Here is a 22537-nt window from a genome sequence, read left to right as displayed (position 1 = left end):
CTCGATCCAAGGCGCTGGGGGGAGGTGGACGACGCCTTAGAAGTTGTATCTCAGGCCGACGAAGACCTGCCGACCGCTATGGGTGTGGACATTGAGGCGGTCGCTGTCGCCGACGTACTGATCGTTGAACTCGTCGGTCAGGTTCACGCCCTCGAACGACAGCTTCAGGTTTGGTCGGACGTTGATGGTGGCCTGCATGTCGAAGTTCAGGGTCTCGTTGGTGCCCTGGATGGTGTTGCCGTCGCTGCCGGGCACCTGGGTCAGATAGCCGTCGCGATAGGCGGCCGAGCCCCGGACGCTGAACTTGTCGGTCTCGTAGTAGAGCGTGAAGTTGGCGGCGTTCTTGGACAGGCCCACCAGGGTGGCGTTGACCGTGGGCGCGCCCGGCGTCGTCGAGGTCAGGTACTGGATGTCGGAGTTCACATAGGTGTAGTTGGCGATGAAGCCCAGGTGGCTCCACGGGCCAGGCAGCATGCTCAGCGGCTGTTGCCAGTTCAGCTCGAAGCCCTTCAGGTCGCCGCCGTTCGAATTGACCGGCTGGGTCACCTGGAAGACGTCGGTGGGGCTGGCGCTGGTGCCGATCAGCAGCGAGTCCGGCAGGCCCAGGGTGTTGTAGACGGCTTCCTGGCGCAGGGTGGCGACGAAGGTGTCGATGCGCTTGAAGAAGAAGCCGCCCGCCAGCATCGTGCCCGAGGCCGGGTACCATTCCAGCGACAGGTCGACATTGGTCGACTTGGTCGGATCCAGGTCCGGGTTGCCCGAGCTGAAGGTGCGGTTGGCGCCCTGGACCGCGACGTCGCCGCCGGGAGACAGCGAGCCGATGCCCGGACGGGCGATGGTCTGGGCGGTGCTGAAGCGGGCCACCACGGTGTCGGTCAGGTCGGTGGCGATGTTGAACGAGGGCAGGGTCAGGTCGTACTCGCGCTTGGCTTGGACCTTCTGGATCACGCCCGCGACGGCGGCGTAGCCGGCCGATTCCTGGTTGGTCTTGACGTGCCGCACGCCGGCGTCGCCGCGCCAGGGCAGGCCCAGGGCCTCGAACTTGAACTCGGCCTGGGCGTAGACCCCGGTGCTCTCCTCCTGCACCGCGCCGTACTGGCCGCGAGCCGAGGTGTTGTTGGTGTCGGTCAGGGCGTAGATGCCGGTGTTGCTGTAGATGTTCAGCAGGGCGGCGTACTTGTCGATGTCGGGCACAAGCCATGCGGTGGCGTTGCCGGCCGGCAGGCCCAGATTGCGCCCGAAGCCGCTGAACACCTTGGACACTGAAGCCAGTTCGGCCGGGGTCAGGGTCTGGACGACGGTCTCGCTGGTGCGGTAGGCGCCGTAGCTGTCGTACTCGAACTTGCGCCAGTCGACCCCGGCCTTGATCGTCAGGTTCGGGCTCGTCTCCCACTCGCCATAGATTTTGGCGGTCGAGAACTGGTTCTCGACGAACTGCGGGCGGATGCGGACTTCCGAGGTGCCGTTGATCGCCGACCAGTTGGCCGGATTGGTCGGGTCGAAGCCCAGGGTGATGGCCGGCAGGCGCTGGTTGCGGAAGTCGTAGCTGTAGCCCTGACTGTTGGCCCGATCGAAGGTGACGATGGTCGACACCGGCTGGGTGAAGGTCGAGTCCGCGAAGCCGGCCAGGGCCCCGACGCGCAGGCTGTCGCTGAAGTCATGGGTCAGCGAGGCGGTGAATTGCTTGAACTCGGTGTTCAGCTCGTCATAGGCCGACTGGGTGCGCAGATCGACATTGTCCATGGTGGCCTGGACCAGGTCCTTGCCGACCACCGTGCCGCTGCGGATGATCGTCTGCGGCTTGCCGACGCCGGCGCGTGACAGGCCGATGGCCTGCAGCTGGGCCTCCTTGCGCACGCCTTCCAGGTAGGAATAGAGCGCGTCCACCGTCAGCATGGTGTTGTCGGTGATCTTGTATTGCACCGACCCGGTGACGCCGAGGCGCTTGGTGTTGATGTCGTAGCTGACATAGGCTGGGATGCGCGGGGCGAAGATGCCTGTGGCGGCGTTGGTGTCGTTGATCTGGGCGATGCTGTAGCCGGCGACGGTCGAGGCCGGGTTGAAGCCGCCGTTGCTGCCGCCGTAGGTCCAGCGCGTGATGTTGGCGCCTTCTTCCTTCAGGTGGCGCTCTTCGTAGGCGGCCGAAACCAGCACGCCGAGGCGACCGTCCAGGAAGGTGCGGCTGGCCAGCGCCGACAGGCGCGGCGTCGTCTTCTGCGACAGGTCGTTGTAGCTGGCGGTCGCCGACAGCACAAGCTGGGGCTTTCGGCTGTCGAACGCGCGGGCGGTGGTCAGGTCGACCGTGGCGCCCAGCGAGCCTTCCTCCACATCGGCCGAAGCGGTCTTGCGCACGGCCAGGCTGTTGAAGAGATCCGAGGCGAAAACGTTAAAGTCGAAGCCGCGACCGCGGTTGGTGCCGCCGCTGTTGGCCGTGCCGCCGGTGGTGGAGATCGCCTCCATGCCGTTGATGCGCACGCGGGTGTATTCCGAACCCAGACCGCGCACGGTGATCTGACGCCCTTCGCCGTTGATGCGCGAGATCGAGACGCCGGGGATGCGCTGCAGGGATTCTGCCAGATTCAGATCGGGGAACTGGGCGATGTCCTCGGCCTTGATGGCGTCGACGACGCCCGAAGCGCTGCGCTTGAGGTTGATGGCGCTGGCCAGGCTGGCGCGGAAGCCGGTGACGACGACGGCGTCGACCTCATCGGCGGCCGGAGCGGGGGCGGCGTCCTGGGCGTAGGCCGCTCCGGCCATCGCCAGGGTCAGCACCGAGACGCCGCCGGTCAGCAGAGCGCGCAAGCCGAGTGTGTTCTTGGTAGCCATAGTTCCCTCCCATGCCCGCCTTCGCGGGTCGCATTCTTTGGTCGGACCCAAGGTCGGCGTCGCATCGAGGCGACGAACCCAGGCCCTTCAGTTCGAGCCAAACGATGACGCGCCGGTCTGGCGAGGGCCAATCCTAATCGGGCATGGACCTATGCGCGATTTGCACCGATTGAGCGATTTGGAGGGCGAAAAAGGACCAAAACCCTGGTGTTCGGGGCCTTGGGCTATCGATCGCGCGCCGAAATGGCCTCCGACCCATGCCGTTTTGGCCTCAATCCATGTCGGGCTTGGATCGATCCATAGGCGATTTGACTTAGACCTGCCGGCCAGCCGCCTCTAGCTTCCCATCGAAGGCTCCCGTCAGCGGAGACCAAGGGAATGGAAACGCGATGACCGGCGCCGAAGCGGACAAGACCAAGCGTACTCGGGTTCGCTGGCTGATCATCACGGTGCTGTTCGTGATCACCACGATCAACTACGCCGACCGCGCCACCTTCTCGATCGCCGGACAATCGGCCTCGAAGGAGTTGGGCCTCGATCCCGTAGCCATGGGCTACATCCTGTCGGCGTTCGCCTGGGCCTATGTGCTGGGCCAGATCCCCGGCGGCGCCTTGCTCGACAAGTTCGGCTCCAAGAAGATTTACACCGCCGCCCTGGTGCTGTGGTCTGGCTTCACCCTGCTACAGGGCTTCGCGGGGCTGTGGAGCGGCCTGGCCGCCGCCGTCGCCCTGTTCGTCATGCGCTTCATGGTCGGGCTGGCCGAGTCGCCCTCGTTCCCCGCCAACGCCCGCATCGTCGCCGCCTGGTTCCCCGGACCCGAGCGCGGCACGGCCTCGGCGATCTTCAATTCGGCCCAGTACTTCTCGCTGGTCGCCTTTGCGCCGCTGATGGGCTGGCTGGCTCATAGCTTCGGCTGGCGCTCGGTGTTCGTGGTGATGGGCGGCGTCGGCATCGTCGCGGCCGCCTTCTTCGTCAAGCTGATCCACAGCCCGGTCGAGCACCCGCGCATCAACAAGGCCGAGTTCGACTATATCGAGGCTGGCGGCGGCCTGGTGCGGATGGAAGACAAGAACACCGCCAACGGCGCGGCCTTCACCTGGGGCAACGTCAAGCAGGTGCTGGGCAGCCGCATGCTGCTGGGCGTGTATCTGGGCCAATACTGCATCAACGTGCTGACCTATTTCTTCGTCACCTGGTTCCCGATTTACCTCGTCAAGGAGCGGGGGCTGTCGATCATGCAGGCCGGCTTCACCGCCGCTCTGCCGGCCCTGTGCGGTTTCGCCGGCGGCATCCTGGGCGGCATGATTTCGGATGGCCTGCTGAAGAAGACCGGCAATCTCGACATCGCCCGCAAGACCCCGCTGCTGCTGGGCATGGTGCTGGCCACCAGCATCATCGTCTGCAATTTCGTCGAGCAGGAGTGGCTGGTCATCGTGATCATGGCCGCGGCCTTCTTCGGCAAGGGCGTGGCCTCGCTGGGCTGGGCCGTGGTGGCCGACACCTCGCCCAAGGAGATGGCCGGGGTCACCGGCGGCATCTTCAACACCTTCGGCAACGTGGCCGGCATCGTGACCCCGATCGTCATCGGCTACATCGTCAAGGGCACGGGCTCGTTCGATGGCGCCTTGATCTTCGTCGGCGCGCACTGCGTGATCTGCATCGCCGCCTATTTCCTGATCGTCGGCAAGATCCAGCGTCTCGAACTGAAGCCCGCGTGAGTAAGAGCGTCATGACCAGCCGCCGCCGTTTCCTGCGCACCGCCTCGGCCCTGCTGCTGGCGTCCGTCGCCTCGCCTGCGCTGGCCGCGCCCTCGGCGACGCTGGAGATCAAAACGCCGATGGCGCCGCCCGAATGGGCGCTGCTGGAACGCGAGCTGTTGAAGGCCAACGCCGAGGCCTGCGAGGCCTTCTTCGCCCGCTATTTCGACGAGCGCGGCTACCTGTTGGCGGTCGAGCGCTGGGGCGCCAATGATGGCCCTGACGACGCTATCGAGAACGTCAACGACTGGCCTCACCTGCATGCTCTGGGCGGCAGCGACCGTCTGCTGGAGCTGTCCAAGAAGGCCTTCGAAGGCAATGTCCGCCAGTACACGGCGGCCAAGACCGTCGACGTGCCGTTCGCCCGCGAAGGCATGTACTACAAGGAATTCCCGGTCATGACCGACTGGCAGCACCTCTCCGAGGGGCTGTCGGTGTTCAACCTGCTGGGACTGTCGGACCCCAAAGACGCGCGCTATCGCGACCGGGTCAAGCGCTTCTCCGGCTTCTATATGGGCGAGGATCCGGGCGCGCCGAACTACGATCCCAAGCTGAAGATCATCCGCAGCATGATCACGGGCAGCCGGGGTCCGATGTTGCGCAAGGCCACGCCCCTGGACTGGGCCGGCGATCACTTCGACCCCAAGGGCTTCTTCATGGAGCATGGCGAAGAGAGCTACGAGCAGACCCTGCATCACTACGACGAGTATGACGACGTGGTCGGCGACGCGCCGCTGAACCTGCAATCCACCAGCCTGGTTCTGAACGCCTACATGCTGGACCACGAGTCCAAGTACCGCGACTGGATCGTGTCCTATGTCGACGCCTGGATCGACCGCGCCAACGCCAATGGCGGCGTGCTGCCCAGCAAGATCGGCCTGGACGGCAAGATCGGCGGGCCCAAGGGCCAGTGGTGGTCGAGCACCTACGGCTGGGGCTTTTCGCCCGTGGTGCCGCAGACCGGCAAGCGTGAGGACCGCAACCGCGTGCCGCGCGCCATCGTCGGCTTCCTGAACGCCTATCTGCTGACCGGCGACGACAAGTACCTGGACGTCTGGCGAAAGCAGAACGACGTCATCAACGCCCAGGCCAAGACCATCGACGGCAAGGTTCAGACCCCGCGCATGTACGGCCCCAAGGGTTGGTACGGCTACGCGCCGGGCGAGTACCGGCTGAACGGCCTGGAAATCTGGTACATGTCGATGAAGGCGTCCGACCGCGCCCGCGCCGCCGACCATCCGTGGCTGACCTATCTGGACGGCAAGGACCCAGGCTTCCCGACCAAGATTCTGCGCAAGGACCTCGAGCAGGTGCGTGCTAAGGCCCAGGCCCAGCGAGACGACCACTCCACGCCCGACACGCGCCTGGCCGACGCGGCGCTAGACATCAATCCCGCCAGCGCCAACGCCCTGATCCACCTGATGCAGGGCGGCATCCACATCGCCCGCCCGCCGTGGTCGCCAAGTTCGCCGTCGCAAGGCGGGGCGTTGCTCTATGCGCGGCTGCGCTATTTCGATCCCGAGCGTCGTCGAGCCGGGGTGCCCGAGGACGTCGCGGCCCTGGTCGAGACGCTGAGCGACGATGGCGCGGTCGTGACGCTGGTCAACACCAACCAGGTTTCGGCGCGCACGGTGACCGTGCAAGGCGGCGGCTATGGCGAGCATCAGGTGCTGAGCGTGTCGACCGACGGTGGTCCGGCGTTGGCGGTGGACGCCTCAGCGTTCACAGTGCGGTTGGCCCCAGGGACCGGCGCGAAGCTGACGCTGACGATGAAGCGCCACGTCAATCCGCCGACCTTGAGCTTTCCCTGGGATCGGGTTTAGGGCTTCGAAACGAATAAATCCTGTCATCCCGGAAGCCTCGCAGAGGCTGTCCGGGACCCAGGGGCCGGAGCATCGCGGTTGCCCCTGGGTCCCGGGTCTTCGCTACGCTACGCCCGGGATGACAAGCTTTTTGGAAGTGAAGAGGGTTGCCATGATCCGCGCCGCGTTCTGCGTCCTGACCCTGCTCGCCAGCCCCGCCCTGGCCCAGACCACCCCCGCGCCCATCGCCGCCGTCGCAGCCGGCGGGCCATCCGACACCGGTCCCACCGTCACCGTCCTGACGGTCGACCGCGCCGCCGACGATGAGGCTCAGGGCTCCCTGCGTTGGGCCGTCACGATCAACAACGCCGATCCAGGCCGCTACCGCATCGAGATCGTCGGCGCGCCACGCATCGTGCTGAAGTCGCCGCTGCCGCCGATCAAGGGCCCGGTCACGATAGAGGGCGTCGCATTCGCTATCGACGGCCGCCACAGCGTCATCGACGGGGCCGGCTACCTGCCGCGTGACCTGAAATCCTGCCCTGGCGCGGTGCAGGGTCAGTACGGCACGAACGTGCGCACCAGCAGCTTCCCCGGTCTGGCCCTGATCGACACGCGCGGGGTCACGCTGCGCGGCCTGGAGATCCGCGGCTTCTGCATCGGCGTATTAGTGCTGCGAACGTCCAATTCGGTGATCGCCGACAATCGCATCGTCCAGAACATCGGCGGGGCCGGCGTGATGCTCAGCGGCGACGACGGCAAGGGCGGCTCGACCTCCAACACCACGCTCGACAACAAGGTGCTGCGCAACCTGTTCCTCGAGAACGGCGACGGCCTGGAGCTGACCCGAGGTGCGGCCTTCAACCTGATCGCCGACAACGACTTCGACGGTGGAACCGACAATCTCGAGCAGTCGCAGGGCATCGAAATCCTGTGGGGAAACGACAACACCGTCGTGCGCAACCGCTTCAGCCGCTATTCGGACGGGCTGCAACTGAACTGGGGCGCTCGCAACTACATCGGGGCCAACGTCTTCCGCGACAACGCCTTCGGAGTCAGCGTCACCGGCGCGGGCAACATGATCGAGGGCAACGACATCCAGGGCAACGGCGTCGGGATCGCGGTGCGGCCCGAGGCCAGGCGTGCGGTCAACCGCATCAGCCAAAACCGGATCGTCGGCAACGGCCTGCCGGTCATGCGCTGCTCGGCCGGCGGCAGTTGCGATCCCAAGCTCTCGCGCGGCGGCATCGTCATGGGCCTGCCGGGGCTGGAGCACGGCGACTTCGTCGGCTCGCGCGGCATGGGCGTGGTGTTCGACCAGGCCGGCGCGGCGCGGGTCTGCCAGACGCCGGGCGTACCGGCGGGATGCCATGAGGCGCCGGAATTTGGCTTGCGGCCGCCGATGTTGGTCTCGGCCAAGACGGTTAGCGGTGGTGTCGCAGTTTCGGGTTCGGCGGAGGCTCCGGCCAACACCTCGCTGGTCATCGAGATCTTCGCCAACCCGACCGGAGGGACCGAGGGCGAGCGGTATCTCGGGACGATCAAGGCGGCGACGGATGCGGCCGGCAAGGCGGCGTTCGCGGGTGAGGTCGCCGGGGCGGCCCGTGGGGCGGCGATCACGGCGACGGTGACGACGTCGGGCGGTGCGAGCTCGGCGTTCTCGAAGGCGGTGGCGCTGGGCCTCTAGGACAGATGCTCCCCCTTTGGGGGAGCTGTTGCGGAGCGACTGAGGGGGTCCTCAACGGCATGGACCGAAGAGGACCCCCTCCGGCCCGTTGGGCCACCTCCCCCAAAGGGGGAGGATCGACTTTAGGTCCCCTCCTTCAGGAACGGCGCCACCGAGAACAGCTCCCGCTCCTCCCGACGCGGGTCATCCACCATCTTCGACGCCACATCGATCACCAGCGTCGCCCGCTTGGGCAGGGTGTACTTCTCCCACGCCGGGATCGCCGCGCAGTTGGGATCACCCGTCCGCGCAAAGGCGATGAACGCCTCGCTCATCTGGTTGGCCACCGCCCGCGCATCGGCGCCCGTACCGGTCCGCGACCCCGATGCGGCCAGGTTGTCGAACACCAGGGCGATATCGAAGCTGTGGTAGGCGCGCATCTTGCCGCCGTCGATCGGCGAGCCGAAGTCGAGCTGGTACATCCAGGCCGGCGCACCGATACGGGCCCGTTGCTCTGCCTGGATCAGGTGACCTGGCCAGGAGCGCCCGGCCGTGGTGGCGGCGAAAAACACCTCCGACGGCGTGTAGGCCGGGTAGAGCCCGCGATAGCGTTGGACGATCTGGGCGACCGGCACGTCCAGCACCAGTTCGGGGCCCAGGCGGACCGGCAGCTCCTCCCAGGTCATGTCGAAATTCTTCGGATCGCCGCCCAGGAAGGCCCGCGTTTCGTCGTGGGTGTTGCCGATGATCATCGGGATGTGGCCGCTCTCGCGCGGCGCGTCGGGATAGAACGGATGGCGCGGCAGCACGCCGCCGTCCATCACCGACCAGAAGACGATGGAGCCCTTCAGCTCGATCGGATCGGGGGTCTTCAGCGCCTCGACCAGCTTGTCGGCCGGCAGGGTGCGCAGCACATCGACCTGGTCGGGACGCAGGCCCAGCGTCTTCATGAAGGCCCTGGCCCGCAGTTCGGCGTGGTAGGGTCCCATGGCGGTGACGTGCTGGCCGCTCATGGTGGCGACCTTGTGCATCAGGCCCTTGGCGACGGGCATGGCCATCAGGGTGACGAGCTTGGCCCCGCCGCCCGACTGGCCGAAGGTCATCACATTGGCCGGATCACCCCCGAAGGCGGCGATGTTGTCGCGCACCCACTTCAGCGCGAGGACCAGATCCAGATTGCCGACATTGCCGCTGTCGGCCAGATCCGGCCCGCCCAGCGTGGCCAGATAGGCGTAGCCGAAGACGTTGAGCCGGTGATTGACCGTCACTACCACGACGTCGCCGCGCTTGCAGAGGTTCACGCCGTCGTAAAGCGGATCGGACCCCGAGCCGTTGGCATGAGCGCCGCCGTGGACATAGACCATCACGGGCCGCTTCTTGCCGTCCAGGGCCGGCGTCCAGACATTGAGGAACAGGCAGTCCTCGCTGGTGTGGCCCGGAGCCTTGGTCTGAGGGCTGGCCGGGCCGTAGGCCAGCGCATCCGCGACGCCCGCCCAGGGCGTCGGCGGGAGCGGCGGCAGAAAGCGACGCGGACCCGTGTCGGCGCCGTATCGCACGCCCTTGAAGACCTTGACCCCCTCGACCTCGGCGCCGCGCACCTTGCCGTATTGGGTCGCGGCGATCGGAGCCTTGGTCGCGGCCCTGGCGGACAATCCAGCCAAGCTCGCGGCGGCGGCTCCGGCCAGCACGGCGCGGCGATGGGTGGTCATGCTGTCACTCCTGACGGCGTTTAGGAGAGCGTCTCCGCCGGCGAAGCCTCGGCCATGCACAGGTCGATGAAGGACTGCAGGATCGGGCTGTCATTGTCCTTGCGCCAGGCCATGTAGAGCTCGACGGGGCGGTCCGGTGTGGTCGCGACGGGACGGAACTGCACGTCGTCGAAGTGCAGGCTCATCGCCGCCTCGGGCACAAGCGCCGCGCCAAGGCCGGCGTGGACCAGGGCCAGCATCGAATGGATCTGGGTGACGTGCTGGACGTAGTGCGGCGACACGCCGTTGGCGTCGAACAGCGTGGTCAGCATGTTGTGGAAATAGCCCGCGCCCTCGGCCGAATACATGATCAGCGGGGCGTCGTCGAAGTCGGCCAGGGTCAGCGAGGCCTTGGCCAGACGCGGATCGCCGGTCGGCAGCGCGGCGACCAGGGGCTCGGTCAGCACGCGGGCGGTGGCGAACTCGGCGCGCTCCATCGGCGGACGGACCAGGCCGATGTCGATGCGGCCGGTCAGCAGCGCCTCGACCTGCTCGCGGGTGACCATCTCGCGCAGGGTCAGGTCGGCGTTGGGCAGACGGGCCCGCGATAGGATCACCAAGCCTGGCAGGAAGTTGTAGCCGGACGCGGCGGTGAAGCCGATCGCCACCTCGCCGGCGTCGCCGACCGCGATGCGCCGCGTGGCCAGGGCCGCGCTCTCGGCCAGGCGCAGGATGCGGCGGGCCTCCAGCAGGAAGGCGCGGCCGGCGGGCGTCAGGCGAACCGAGCGGCTGGTGCGGTCCAGCAGGGTGACGCCGAGGATCCGCTCCAGCAGCTGGACCTGCCGGCTCAGCGGCGGCTGGGTCATGTTCAGCCGTTGAGCGGCGCGGCCGAAATGCAGCTCCTCGGCCGTGGCGACGAAGCAGCGCAGCTGACTGAGTTCGAACATCGGAAAGCGCCCGCTCGTGATCCCCTGGAGGGGCGAGGCTAGGCGATTGGCCGATGTGACGGTAGCCGTTCGCAGGGATTTCGGCCGTCGGGTCGCCAGCACGGTCATGCCGAGCCCGCCGCCTAGAGGCTGGCCTGGGCTCGCCGGATCAGCGTCTCCAGTTCGGCCAGTTCGCCGGCGTTGAGGTCGGTGAGCGGGGTGCGCACCGGGCCGGCGTCGCGACCGATCACCTTCATGCCGGCCTTGACGATCGACACCGCGTAGCCGCGGCCGCGATTGCGCAGCGCGATGTAGGGCAGGACGAAGTCGCGCAGGCCGGCCATGACGGCGACCCGATCCTGGGCGCGGACCGACTTGTAGAAGCTCAGCGCCCACTCGGGCATGAAGTTGAAGATCGCAGACGAATAGGTCGTCACGCCCATCTCCAGATAGGGCAGGGCGAAGGTCTCGGCCGTGGGCAGGCCGCCGACATAGGTCAGCCGGTCGCCCATGCGGGCATAGACCCGCATCATCAGTTCGATGTCGCCGACGCCGTCCTTGAAGCCCACCAGGTTCGGATTGCGATCGCATAGCTTTTCGAGGGTGTCCTCGTTCAGCACGGCGTTGTCGCGATTGTAGACGATGACGCCCAGCGGCGTGGCCTTGCAGACCGCCTCGACGTGGGCGGCCAGACCCTCCTGGGTGGAGTTCATCAGATACGGCGGCAGCAGCAGCAAACCGTCGGCGCCAGCCTCGTGGGCGGCCTTGGCGAGGTCCACCGCGATGGCGGTGCCGTAGCCGCAGCCGGCGACCACCGGGGTCTTGCCGGCCGTCTCTTCGACGGCGGCGCGCACCACCTTGGCGACTTCGGGCGGGGTCAGGGAGAAGAATTCGCCGGTGCCGCCAGCGGCGAACAGGCCGGCTAGTTCATGCTGCAGCATCCAGGCGCAGTGTTCGCGATAGGGCGCTTCGGCGAACTGATAGTCGGCGTCGAAATGGGTGACGGGGAACGACAGCAACCCTCCGCCGATCTGCTGGGCCATTTCGGCGGGCGTCATCTTGCTCATCGGCTTCCTCGCTGGTCGTCGGTCTTGTCGCCGCAAGGCGTCGCGACCTGCTGGCCGCGTGACCGTTCACTTGAGGAAGACCCTAAGGGTCGAGGACCCCGGCGGTCTAAGCCAAAGGCGCTATGGACCGATGCGAAAATTGGCTTGATCGTCGGTTTGGCGCTTTGGACCGAAAGCGCATGAGCCGGGGTGAGCGGGCCATCCCCGGACGCCCTTGGCGGACATCCGGGGATGGTTGGAGGCCTATTCCGCCGCGCGCAGCTGGCTGGCGTGGCGATTGACGGGGAAGTCCAGCTCGAGGTTTTCCCGGAAGGTCGAGCCTTCGTAGTCGTGTCGATAGATCCCGCGCGCCTGCAGGATCGGCACGACCAATTCAACGAACAGCTCCAATTGTCCCGGCAGGCTTTCGAACAATACGAAGCCGTCCGACCCTCGGGATTCGAACCATAGCTGCAGCGCGTCGGCCACCTGTTCGGGCGCGCCGACGAAGTGACCGCGAGGCGTGGCGAAGCGCAGGGCGACCTGGCGCAGGGTCAGGTCCTCGGCCTCCAGGGCGGCCAGGATCTTCTGGCTGGCGCTGAGGTTGGAGTTGGCGCCGTGGATGAACGCCTGGCGCGGGAACGGCGCGTCCAGCTCGTGCTGGCTGAAGTCGTAGTCGTTGAACGGCCGGCCCAGCAGCGACAGGGCGTTGTCGATCGACACCAGCCCGATCAGTTCCTGGTACTTGGCCTCGGCCTCCTCGGGCGTGCGGCCCACCACCGGACGGGCCGACGGCAGGATGTGCAACTGGTCCGGATCACGCCCGAAGCCGGCGGCGCGCGCCTTGACGTCCTTGTAGTAGGTCTGGGCAGCGTCGAGTTCGTCATGGGAGACGAAGATGGCGTCGGCCCGCCGGGCGGCGAAGGCCTTGCCGTCCTCGGAGGCGCCGGCCTGGAAGATCACCGGTTGGCCCTGCGGGGAGCGGCTGATGTTCAGCGGGCCCTTCACCGAGAAGAACTCGCCCTTGTGATCCAGGGTGTGGAGCTTGGCGGGATCGAAGAACTGGCCGCTCTTCTTGTCGAAGGTCAGGGCGTCGTCTTCCCAGGAGTCCCACAGCCCCTGGACCACGTCGAGATACTCCCCGGCCAGGCGGTAGCGGACGTCATGGGCGTAGTGCTTCTCCCGGCTGTAGTTGGCGGCGCTGCCTTCCAGCCACGAGGTGACGACGTTCCAGCCGGCGCGGCCGCCACTGATGTGGTCCAGCGAGGCGAACTGCCGGGCGACGTTGAAGGGCTCGCTGTAGCTGACGGTCAGGGTGGCCACGAGGCCGATATTGTTCGTGGCGCCGGCCAGGGCCGACAGGATGGTCAGCGGCTCGAAGCGGTTGAGATAGTGCGGGCTGGACTTCTCGGTGATGTAGACGCTGTCGGCCACGAACAGGAAGTCGAACTTGCCGGCCTCGGCCACTTGGGCCTGGCGCTTGTAGAATTTGAAGTCGGTGCTGGCGGTCGGCTGGGCGTCGGGATGGCGCCAGTCGCCCCAGCCGGGGCCGACGCCATGCAGGATGAAGCCCAGCTTCAGTTGACGCCCGGTGGTTTGGGAAGCGGTCATGGGTCTGGTCCGATCTATTCGGCGGGAACGAGGGTGATGTCGCGGACGGCGGCGATGACGGGGCCGGCTTCGGTGCGCACCAGCCAGTCGGGGCTGACGTCGACGAAGCGCACGACGCGGTCGTGGCCGATGACCACCACGGCCGGCTGGGGCAGTTCCCAGGTCCCGGTGCCGGTGGTGTCGCCAATGAAGCTTCCCTTAGAGCGCTGCGCGGCCTGGCTGGCTTCGTCGGCCGTGTAGAGGATGCCGAAGCGCCGTCCCAGCGCGTTATCGGTGTCCGAGGCGACCTTGAAGGACAGGTCGTGGCGGCGACGGATCTCGACCAGGCGCTCGGGGACTTGCGGACTCACGGCGACCAGGCTCGCGCCGACGTCGCGCAGGGCCGGAGCCAGGGCCTTTTCATAGTAGGGCAGGGCGATGTTGCACGCTGGGCAGCCGGCGAAGCGGAAGAAGATCAGCACCGCCGGACCCGAGGCGGTCAGGCTTTCCAGAGTCAGATCGCCGCCCTCGACGTCCTTGAGGACGAAGGGCTCGACCACGTCGCCGACCTTGATCCAGGCCGAGGGATCGGCGGTGTCGAGCAGGGTCTGTCGCTGGTCGGTATTGATCTGCAGGGCGGCCGGATCCCAGGTGCGCACGCGCTCGGCGTGCAGGTCGGCGAGTTGCTGGTTCAGGCTCATGGGTTTGTCTCCTCGGCTTTGACGGTCTGGGCGGCGCGTTCGATGGCCAGCAGTCGGGCGCGTTCGAAGATCGAGCCCATCCGCCAGTGCTGGTTGGTGAAGTGCTGGGCGTGCTCGCCCCAGCCGGAGTCGCGGCGAAAGGCGCCGAGCTGACCCGACGCCAGAGCCGCCTGGGGCATGACGCCGACGGGCGCATTGCAATCGGGCCAGACGAACAGGGCGTCAGACTCGCAGTGCAGTTCGCACAGCAGGCAGGTCTGGCAGTCGGCCTGGTGGGCGATGACCGCCTTGCCGTTTGGGCCCACCCGCAGCACGTCGCTGGGGCAGGCGTCGACGCAGCTCCCGCAGCCGGTGCAGCGCTCGTCGATGATGACCTCGATCATCAGGCGACCTCCGCCTGGGCCGCGGCGGCTTCGAAATCGGTCCAGACCCGCTCCAGGCCGCCGGACCGCAGTCGCTTGGCCAGGCGCGGATCGAGACCTGGTGCGTCCTCCCGGCGATGCATGCCCCGGGTCTCGCGGCGCGCCAGGGCCGAGGCCTTGCTCCAGCGTCCGGCGGCGACCAGGGCGGCGGCCTCGCGCGTGCGCAGCGCGTCCCGGCCCTCGCCGCGCGCATGGGCCGACAGCTCGCTCCAGACGCTGTCGAGCCGCTCGATGGATTGGGCCAGGACGTCGCCGCGTCGGAAGATGTTGCGGTCGTAGGCGTTGAGTTCGTCGCGCACGGCCTGGACCGCGCCTCCAAGGTCGACGGCCCTGACCGACCGGCTGGGGCGCAGGCCCACGCGTCCGGTGGCGATCACGAGGTCGTCGGCGCGAGCGCCACGGCCCAGGGCCAGCCGGGCCGCGCCGGCGCCGGCCCATTGCCCGGACGACAGCGCCCAGGAGGAATTGACCGCGCCACCGCCCGAGATCGCGCCGGTGACCAGTTCTCGGCTGGCGGCGTCGCCGGCGGCGAACAGGCCCGTCACCTGGGTCTGGCAGTCTCGGTCGGCCACGCGCAGTCCGCCGATCCCGCGCACCGTGCCCTCGGCGTGCAGGGTGACCTCGAAGCGATCGCGATAGGCGTCGATCCCCAACCGGTCGAAGGGCAACACGAAGTTGGGCTGCACCTGCGGCATGACGGCCCGGATGTCAGCCGGGACGCGGTCCAGGCGGCAGAAGAGCGGCCCCTTCAGCAGAGCGCGGGCCAGGTGCGGCGTGATGTCGGGTCCGGCGGGGATGTCCAGTTCGTTGTCGTCGGCGTCGAACCATCGGGCGAAGCTGTAGGCCATCGACCGGGCCATGTTCGTGCCGGCCAGGGCGGGGGTGTAGTAGTTGGTGAACTCCATGCCCGACAGGTCGGCCCCGGCTTCGACGCCCATCAGCAGGCCGTCGCCGGTGTTGGTGGCTGAACCCAGCAGACGCGAGGCGAAGGCGCAGCCGCCGGTCGCCAGCACCACGGCTCCCGCCCGGATCGTCCAAGGCGTCTCGCCGCGCAGCGCCATGCCCGACGCGCCGGCGATCGAGCCGTCGCCATGCTGGAGCAGTTCGAGCGCGGGATGGTGGTCGAGGATGCGAACGCCTTCTTCCACGGCCAGCCGGCGCATGGCCCGCATGTATTCTGGACCTCGCAGACCGCGATAGAACGGCTTGCCGTCGTCGCCGGTCGAGAAGTCGTAGTAGCCGCGAAGGCTCGGCAGGCTGGTCCAGGTCAGATCCAGGATGCGCCGCATCCAGTCCGGATCGCCAAGACCCAGCGAACGCTTCAGGCGATCGGCGACCGCGCCGTCGCGGCCTTCAGGGGGAACCCACCAGTGTCCGGGACCTGCCGTGGCGGTGACGCCGCTCGTGCCGCAGTGGCCCTTGTCGGCCAGCACGACCTCCGCGCCCTCCCGCGCCGCAGCCACGGCCGCCCAGGCGCCAGCCAGCCCCCCGCCGATCACCAGGACATCCGTCTTCATCGCCATGGGCCCGCTCACGGCGCGATGGTCGCGTTGAAGCTGCGGTCGAAGGCGCCGGCCGGATCGCGAGCGGTGTTGACCGCGCCGCTGGAGCGGAACCGGTCGAGCACGGCCTTGCCCTCGGCGACGGCCCTGTCGTCGATCGGCGCGGGCAGGGCGCGATAGCGTTGGACGGTATAGAGTGCGACTTCCGGCGTCATGCCGGTCTCCTTGGACAGCACATTGGCGAATTCGTCCGGATGGGCCGCCGCCCAGCGGCGGGCCTTGGCGAGACGGCGCAGGAAGTCCTCGACCTGAGGCCGCTTGCCGTCGATCGCACCCTGGCTGGCGGCTTCGTAACCGAGACCACTCAGAACCTTGTCGCCGTCGGCGAGGATGGTGGCGTCATCGTGCAGGCGCGCCAAGGCGACATAGGAGCCCCAGGTCACCCAGGCGTCGATCGATCCGCTGGTGAAGGCGGCCTTGGCGTCGCCGGGCGACAGGAAGACGATCGACAGGTCGGTCGGTTTCAGCCCCGCGTCCTCGATCAGGCGCAGGAGCAGATAGTGGCCGATCGAGCCGCGCCCGGTGGCGACCTTCTTGCCGCGCAGGTCGGAGACCTTGGCGATCGCCGAGCCCTTGGGCGCCAGGATCGCGGTGGACGAGCCCCCACTCTTGCCGGCCTGCACGGCCTTGATCTGGGCTCCGCCGGCATAGGCGAACAGGAACGGCGCGTCGCCAGCCTCGCCCAGATCGACGGCCCCGGCCGACAGCGCCTCCAGCAGCGGCTGGGCAGCGGGGAACTCGCTCCATTCGACCTTGTAGGGCGCGCCCTCCAGGGCGCCGGAGGCGACCAGGACCGCCTTCGTGCCGCCGCGCTGGCTGCCGACCTTCAGGGTGACCTGATCGACCTTGTCGGCAGGATTGCAGGCCGCCAGCACCGAGATCAGGACCGCGGCCGCCAGTTCGACGACGAGTTTGCGCCTTTGGATCATCGCGACCTCAGGCCTCGCCACCGCAGTAGGCGTCGCCATCGGCGCATGCGGGCGCGGCGCGGGTGACGGCGGTGATCATGGAGCCTCTCGCGTGACGGCGCGGCTCAAGACCGCGAGGTCAGGACCATGGCGTCATCTCTCGCGGTCTTCGATAGAGTAATTCTCGGTCGACTTTGAGGGTTTTGTATATCGATGTGAGTAATATGTGGAAATAGTATTGATCAATGACTGTAATTAATAAGGTGTATTTGGCTTTTGAATATGCGGATATACGGGTTTGATGGCCCGTCGACATTATCGGCTGTGGCGGTTGGGAGCTTAAGGGTTGCGGACTCAGCCCATCCAGCGGCTGACGGGGACGGCGGAATCCTCAAGGGGCTGGGAGATCACGTCGATCAGGGTCGGTCCGTCATAGGCGATGGCGGCGCGGACCACGGCGTCGAGTTCGGTCGGATCGGTCACCGTCCAGGCCTTCAGGCCGAAGGCCTCGGCGATGCGCGCGTGGTCGGAGCGGCCGAAGTCTACCGAGAAATAGCGCTGGCCGTAGCCGTCCTTCTGGCTGGCCTTGATCCAGCCGTAGGAGGCGTTGGAGAACACGATCAGCGTGATCGGCAGCCGCTTGCGGACGATGGTCTCCAGCTCGCCGACCGCGAAGCCGAAGCTGCCGTCGCCCATCACCGCCACCACCTTGGCCGACGGCGCGCCATAGCTGGCCCCGACCGATGCAGGGAGGGAGAAGCCCAGGGCGCCATGCGCGCGATTGGTGATGAACCGGCGTCCGGCGCTGTTGAAGTCGAAATAGCCCGAGAAGTAGGGGCAGGGCGTGCCGGGATCGGCGACGATGATCCCGTCCGATGGCAGCGCAGCCTGGACGGCGGCCAGCACGCGTTCGGGGCGGATCGGCCGGTCGGTGGAGCGGGCCAGCTGTTCGAAGCGCGCTCGCTTGGCCTTGCGCATGGCGGTCAGGCGCTGGGCGGTCAGCTGGTGACGCGGCGCGCCCTCGAGCCGACGCGCGATCTCCGCGCCCAAAGCCGCCAGGCACAGGCGGGCGTCGCCGACCAGGCCGGCCTCGACCCGGTAGTTGGCCCCGACGACCATCGGATCGATGTCGATATGGACGATCGGCACGTCGTGGGCCGGAACCGTGCCGTGCTCGGTGGTGGTGGATCCGGCGCGACAGCCGACGAAGATCACCGTGTCGGCCGAGGCGACGATGTCGCGGGTCTCGTCCACGCCGCCATTGGCGCCGACCACGCCCACCGCCAGGGGATGGTCGTCGGCGATCGCGCCGTGGCCGCTGACGGTCGAGGCGACCGGCGCGTCCAGCATCAGCGCCAGCTCCGCCAGCTCCGTCGTCGCGCCGGAGATAATCACCCCGCCGCCGCACACGAAGACCGGACGCCTGGCCGCCAGGATGACGTCAGCTGCGGCCAGGACGAGATCGGGATCGGGGCCGGTGCGGAACGCCGGGAAACGGCCGTGCTCGGCCTGGGCCCACAGTTCGAAATCGAAGATCTGCTTCTGAAGGTCGTAGGGCAGGCCGATATGGGCCGCGCCGGGCCGTCCCGTGGTTGCCGCGCGAAAGGCGGTGCGGAAGACGTGGGGGATCTGCGAGACATGGTCCAGGAGCGTGTTCCACTTCGTCAGGGGACGGAACAGCGCCTTCTGGTCCAGCTCGGTCAGCGGGTAGCGACCGCGCGCCGTCACCGGTACGTCCGAGGTGATCGACAGGAGGGCGACCGAGGATTCGTTGGCCTCGATGACGCCGGGCAGGATGTAGGTGGCGCCGCCGCCGCTGGGGCCTTCGCACACGCCGACCTGGCCGGTGACCCGGGCATAGGCGTCGGCCATGTAGGCGGCGCTGCGCTCGTCACGGGTCAGGATATGCTCCATGCCGTGTTCAAGGCGCTGGAGCGCGTCGTAGAAGGGCAGGCTGGTGTCGCCGCACAGGCCGAAGATGTGCTTGACCCCATGGCGCTGCAGCATCCGCACTGCGGCTTCCGCCCCCGTCATCATGGTCCGATCCTCCGACTGAGCGTCCGTCTTTCGCCGTGTCGCGGCAGCGCTCAAGCCGGCCCGGAGCGAAATGGTTCAGCGGCGGCGCGCTTCTTATCGATGAGCCGCCGAACCGACGCTAAAGGTGCGCGGCGATGAGTGACGCGTGGGGCGCAGGAGGAGCGTGAAATGACCGACCGGCGACATCCGTTCGCGTTCCGGGAATTTCGCTTCTTCTGGATCGCCCGGCTCTGCTCGACCCTGGCGCAGAACACCCTCGTGATCGTGATCGGCTGGCAGGTCTATGACCTGGCTCGCCTGACCATGGCCCCCAAGGCGGCGGCTCTGCAGCTTGGGCTCGTGGGCCTGGTGCAGTTCGTGCCGTTGTTCGTGCTGACCCTGGTCACGGGCTGGACCGCCGACCGGCTGGACCGGCGCGCCATCATTCGCGTCACCACGGGACTGCAACTGTTCTGCGCGGCGATGTTGGGCTGGCTGACCTCCAAGGGCGCGGCGTCGATCGATGCGTTGCTCGTGGTGGCGGCCCTGCTGGGCGTGGCGCGCGCTTTCTCGATGCCGGCCCTGAGCGCTCTGGGTCCGAACCTTGTGCCGCCGCAGGTTCTGCCCCACGCCATCGCCACCAACGCCATCGCCGGCCGGGTCGGATCGATCCTGGGACCGGCCATGGGCGGCTATCTCTACGCCTGGAGTCCTCACACGCCCTATGCGGTCAGCGCCGGTCTCTTCGGACTGTCGCTGCTGTGCATGTTCATGTTGCGGCCGATGACGCGCGCCGTGATGGACCGCTCGCGCCATCCCTGGCGGCAGATGGTCGACGGGCTCAGCTACATCCGCGAGAACAAGCTGGTGCTGGGCGCGATCTCGCTGGACCTGTTCGCGGTGCTTCTGGGCGGCGCGACGGCGATGTTGCCGATCTTCGCCCGTGACATCCTGCAGGTGGGACCGGCGGGGCTTGGCCATCTGCGCGCCGCGCCGGCCGTGGGCGCGATGGCGACCGCCCTGTGGTTCTCGTGGCGGCCGCTGAAGCATCATGTAGGCGTCAAGATGCTGGCCTCGGTGGCGCTGTTCGGCGCGGCCACCGTCGGCTTTGGCCTATCGCGCTGGATGCCGTTCTCGCTGGTCTGCCTGGCGGTACTGGGCGCAGCCGACATGCTGTCGGTCTATGTGCGTCAATCGCTGATCCAGCTGTCGACGCCCGACGCCATGCGCGGCCGTGTCTCGGCGGTCTCGAGCCTTTTCATCTCGGCCTCGAACGAGCTGGGGGAGGCGGAGTCCGGTTTTCTGGCCGCCCTGATCGGGCCCGTGGCGGCGGTGATCGCCGGCGGACTGGGCGCGATCGCCGTCACCGGCCTTTGGACCTGGTGGTTTCCAGTGCTGCGCCAGGCCAAGACCTTCGATCACGTCCAACGCGACGAAGCGTCCTAGGCGGCCGCGGTCCTCCCGAGCGGTGAAATGGATAGGGCTGGGCGCACTTTTGATCGACGTCACAAGCCCGTTGGCGCCTAGGTTGAAGAAAAGCCGACATCGCGCGCGCTCAGCCGCGCGCCAATAGAACCAAAGACCGCCGAGCAGTTCGACCGAGCGGTGCGTGATCAGGAGGAACTATGGACCGCCGAAACTTCCTTGCCGCCGTCCCCGCTGTTATCGCGGCCGGCAAGGCTTTGGCCGCCGCGCCCAAGCCGAGCAAGGGCGTGATGCTGATGAACCGTATCGGCCCGTCCTCCTCCGAACTGTTCATCGCCAACGCCGACGGCTCCAACGAGCGCAAGCTGCTGCAGAGCTCGGTGTTCGACTATCACGCCGACTTCAGCGCCGACGGCCAGTCGGTGATCTTCACCTCCGAGCGCAATGGCGACGGCCAGTCGGACATCTTCCGGGCCCGCCTGGATGGAACAGCGATCCAGCCGCTGGTGGTTGGTGCGGCGGTCGATGACGCCGGGGTGCTGTCGCCGGACGGAACGCGCCTGGCGTTCGTCTCCACCCGCCAGGGCTATCGCACCAACATCTGGGTTCTGAATCTCAAGACCAAGCGGCTGATCAACCTGACCGGCGGCGAGGACGTGCAGGGCGACAACGCCTATCCCAACGGCTTCTTCCGGCCCGCCTGGTCGCCGGACGGCAAGTGGATCGCCTTCTCGTCGGACCGCAACACCGACTGGCGTGGCCATAACGACGGCCACGGCTGGGAGCACACCCAGGAGCTCAGCATCTATGTGATCGGCGCGGACGGCAAAGGCTTCCGCCGCATCGCCTCGCGTCCGGACTATTGCCTGGGCTCGCCAAAGTGGTCGCCGGACGGCAAGCGCGTGGTGTTCTACGAACTGCTTACAGAGGACACCTGGGGCTCGCGTCGTCCCGAGGGGGTGGCCAAGGTCGTCTCGCAGATCGTCTCGGTGGATGTGGCCACCGGCGACCGCGTCGAGCACTCCACCGGGCCTGGGCTGAAGCTCTTCCCGCAGTTCCTGAACGACAAGATCATAGCCTATCACCGCAAGGGCGGCCCGGACGAGGGGCTGGTCTACACCTCGGGCTACGAGGCGGTGAAGCGGTCGATCCGCTCGCCCGTCTGGTCGCCCGATGGCAAGCGGGTGATCTACGAGAAGGTCGGCTTCAAGGCTCGGCCCCAATATAAGCCGCTCTACAGCTGGGACGGCGATTGGGAATATAAGCACACTGACGTCTTCCCGGTGCTGTCCAACGACGGTGTGCTGGCCATCACCGAGAAGCAACAGGGCAACTCCTCGATCGTGACGATGAACCGCGACGGCTCGAACCGCCGGGTGGTGTTCAACGTAGACGGCAAGGGGCTGGACCCCGAGATGGTCAAGAAGGGTCTGGCCGGCGCCTTCCAGCCCGCCTGGTCGCCCGACAGTCAGTGGATCGCCTTCGGGCTCGGCGCGTGGTTCCAGGAGCGGTCGCGCGGCAAGGCCACGCTGATGCGGGTGCGGCGCGACGGGACCGGCGTGGAAGCGCTGACCGACGGCACGGTCCATTCGGGCTTCCCCAGCTATTCAGCCGACGGCAAGGAGATCGTGTTCCGGGTCTTCGGAGCCGAGGACAAGGGCCTGCGGATCATCAATCTGGAGACGCGCGCGGTTCGAGTGCTGACCAAGGGCTACGACAACCTGCCGTTCTGGTCGCCCGACGGAAAGCGCATCGTCTTCACCCGCAAGGTGGACGCGGTGAACTTCGACATCTTCACGATCCGTCCCGATGGCGGCGACCTGCAGCGCCTGACCACCAACCGGGGCAACGACGGCCACGCCGTCTGGAGCGCCGACGGCCGCATCCTGTGGAGCAGCGGCATGTACGGCTTCCGCGAGGAGGCCGCGCTCTACGACAACACCTTCCAGCCCTACGGCCAGATCATGGTCATGAACGCCGACGGGACCGGCAAGCGCCTGCTGACCGACAGCCTGTGGGAAGACTCGATGCCCCTCTACCTGCCGACGCGATAGACCGCCGACGGTCGGGAATACTATCGGGCGCTACAGGCTTTTGATCGCTCTTCCAGGCCCGTCGACTGTTCTACTTCAGTCGAGCGGAAGGATTGAAAGAGCGACCACGGCCAGCCGGCAGGCGCATTGAGGTCGTTCGGACTGGAGA

At 67.4% G+C, this 22537-nt stretch carries 15 protein-coding genes; 5 read left to right on the top strand and 10 right to left on the bottom strand.

Going from position 1 to position 22537, the window contains the following annotated elements:
- Nucleotides 1-36: 36 nt before the first annotated feature.
- Nucleotides 37-2826, bottom strand: a complete 2790-nt coding sequence (locus tag AC1RUS_RS17795) for a TonB-dependent receptor (protein WP_492917940.1) — start codon at nucleotides 2824-2826, stop codon at nucleotides 37-39.
- A gap of 389 nt (nucleotides 2827-3215) precedes the next feature.
- Between AC1RUS_RS17795 and AC1RUS_RS17790 the strand changes: the two genes are divergently transcribed.
- From AC1RUS_RS17790 to AC1RUS_RS17780, 3 genes are all read left to right on the top strand, one after another.
- Nucleotides 3216-4544: an MFS transporter gene (locus tag AC1RUS_RS17790; RefSeq protein WP_492917939.1), complete on the top strand. Its 1329-nt coding sequence runs from the start codon at nucleotides 3216-3218 to the stop codon at nucleotides 4542-4544.
- Nucleotides 4541-6406 (top strand): DUF8034 domain-containing protein, encoded by a 1866-nt coding sequence (locus AC1RUS_RS17785; RefSeq protein ID WP_492917938.1) that lies wholly within the window; start codon nucleotides 4541-4543, stop codon nucleotides 6404-6406. Before AC1RUS_RS17790 ends, AC1RUS_RS17785 begins: the two co-directional genes overlap by 4 nt.
- A gap of 151 nt (nucleotides 6407-6557) precedes the next feature.
- A complete protein-coding gene (locus tag AC1RUS_RS17780; protein ID WP_492917937.1) occupies nucleotides 6558-8072 on the top strand; it encodes a right-handed parallel beta-helix repeat-containing protein in 1515 nt (504 codons plus the stop codon).
- A gap of 122 nt (nucleotides 8073-8194) precedes the next feature.
- Here AC1RUS_RS17780 and AC1RUS_RS17775 read toward each other — a convergent pair whose 3' ends face one another.
- The 9 genes from AC1RUS_RS17775 to AC1RUS_RS17735 all read right to left on the bottom strand — a co-directional run bounded on the left by AC1RUS_RS17775 (nucleotide 8195) and on the right by AC1RUS_RS17735 (nucleotide 18931).
- Nucleotides 8195-9760, bottom strand: a complete 1566-nt coding sequence (locus AC1RUS_RS17775) for a carboxylesterase/lipase family protein (protein WP_492917936.1) — start codon at nucleotides 9758-9760, stop codon at nucleotides 8195-8197.
- A gap of 20 nt (nucleotides 9761-9780) precedes the next feature.
- Nucleotides 9781-10686, bottom strand: a complete 906-nt coding sequence (locus AC1RUS_RS17770) for a LysR substrate-binding domain-containing protein (RefSeq protein ID WP_492917935.1) — start codon at nucleotides 10684-10686, stop codon at nucleotides 9781-9783.
- A 122-nt stretch (nucleotides 10687-10808) separates the two neighbouring features.
- On the bottom strand, nucleotides 10809-11732 hold the full coding sequence (gene kdgD / locus AC1RUS_RS17765) for a 5-dehydro-4-deoxyglucarate dehydratase (RefSeq protein WP_492917934.1): 924 nt from the start codon (nucleotides 11730-11732) through the stop codon (nucleotides 10809-10811).
- Nucleotides 11733-11975: 243 nt separating this feature from the next.
- On the bottom strand, nucleotides 11976-13322 hold the full coding sequence (locus AC1RUS_RS17760; protein WP_492917933.1) for an LLM class flavin-dependent oxidoreductase: 1347 nt from the start codon (nucleotides 13320-13322) through the stop codon (nucleotides 11976-11978).
- A gap of 14 nt (nucleotides 13323-13336) precedes the next feature.
- Entirely contained in the window at nucleotides 13337-14002 is a 666-nt protein-coding gene (locus AC1RUS_RS17755) for a peroxiredoxin-like family protein (RefSeq protein WP_492917932.1), read from the bottom strand.
- Nucleotides 13999-14385, bottom strand: coding sequence for a 4Fe-4S dicluster domain-containing protein (locus AC1RUS_RS17750; RefSeq protein ID WP_492917931.1), 387 nt, complete (start codon nucleotides 14383-14385; stop codon nucleotides 13999-14001). The genes AC1RUS_RS17755 and AC1RUS_RS17750 overlap by 4 nt, the downstream gene beginning before the upstream one ends.
- On the bottom strand, nucleotides 14385-15947 hold the full coding sequence (locus AC1RUS_RS17745) for an FAD-dependent oxidoreductase (protein WP_492917930.1): 1563 nt from the start codon (nucleotides 15945-15947) through the stop codon (nucleotides 14385-14387). The genes AC1RUS_RS17750 and AC1RUS_RS17745 overlap by 1 nt, the downstream gene beginning before the upstream one ends.
- 8 nt (nucleotides 15948-15955) lie before the next feature.
- The gene (locus tag AC1RUS_RS17740; protein ID WP_492917929.1) at nucleotides 15956-16915 is read right to left on the bottom strand and encodes an ABC transporter substrate-binding protein; all 960 of its coding nucleotides are present in this window, start codon (nucleotides 16913-16915) and stop codon (nucleotides 15956-15958) included.
- 333 nt (nucleotides 16916-17248) lie between these two features.
- A complete protein-coding gene (locus AC1RUS_RS17735; RefSeq protein ID WP_492917928.1) occupies nucleotides 17249-18931 on the bottom strand; it encodes a thiamine pyrophosphate-binding protein in 1683 nt (560 codons plus the stop codon).
- Between the two features lie 168 nt (nucleotides 18932-19099).
- Between AC1RUS_RS17735 and AC1RUS_RS17730 the strand changes: the two genes are divergently transcribed.
- Both AC1RUS_RS17730 and AC1RUS_RS17725 read left to right on the top strand, forming a co-directional pair.
- Entirely contained in the window at nucleotides 19100-20356 is a 1257-nt protein-coding gene (locus AC1RUS_RS17730; protein ID WP_492917927.1) for an MFS transporter, read from the top strand.
- Nucleotides 20357-20535: 179 nt separating this feature from the next.
- The gene (locus AC1RUS_RS17725) at nucleotides 20536-22389 is read left to right on the top strand and encodes a hypothetical protein (protein ID WP_492917926.1); all 1854 of its coding nucleotides are present in this window, start codon (nucleotides 20536-20538) and stop codon (nucleotides 22387-22389) included.
- Nucleotides 22390-22537 lie beyond the last annotated feature (148 nt).

The sequence above is a fragment of the Caulobacter sp. GW821-FHT10F06 genome, assembly GCF_058809215.1.
The sequence above is the reverse complement of the archived record's forward strand: the minus strand, read 5'-3'. Positions and strand labels throughout refer to the sequence as shown.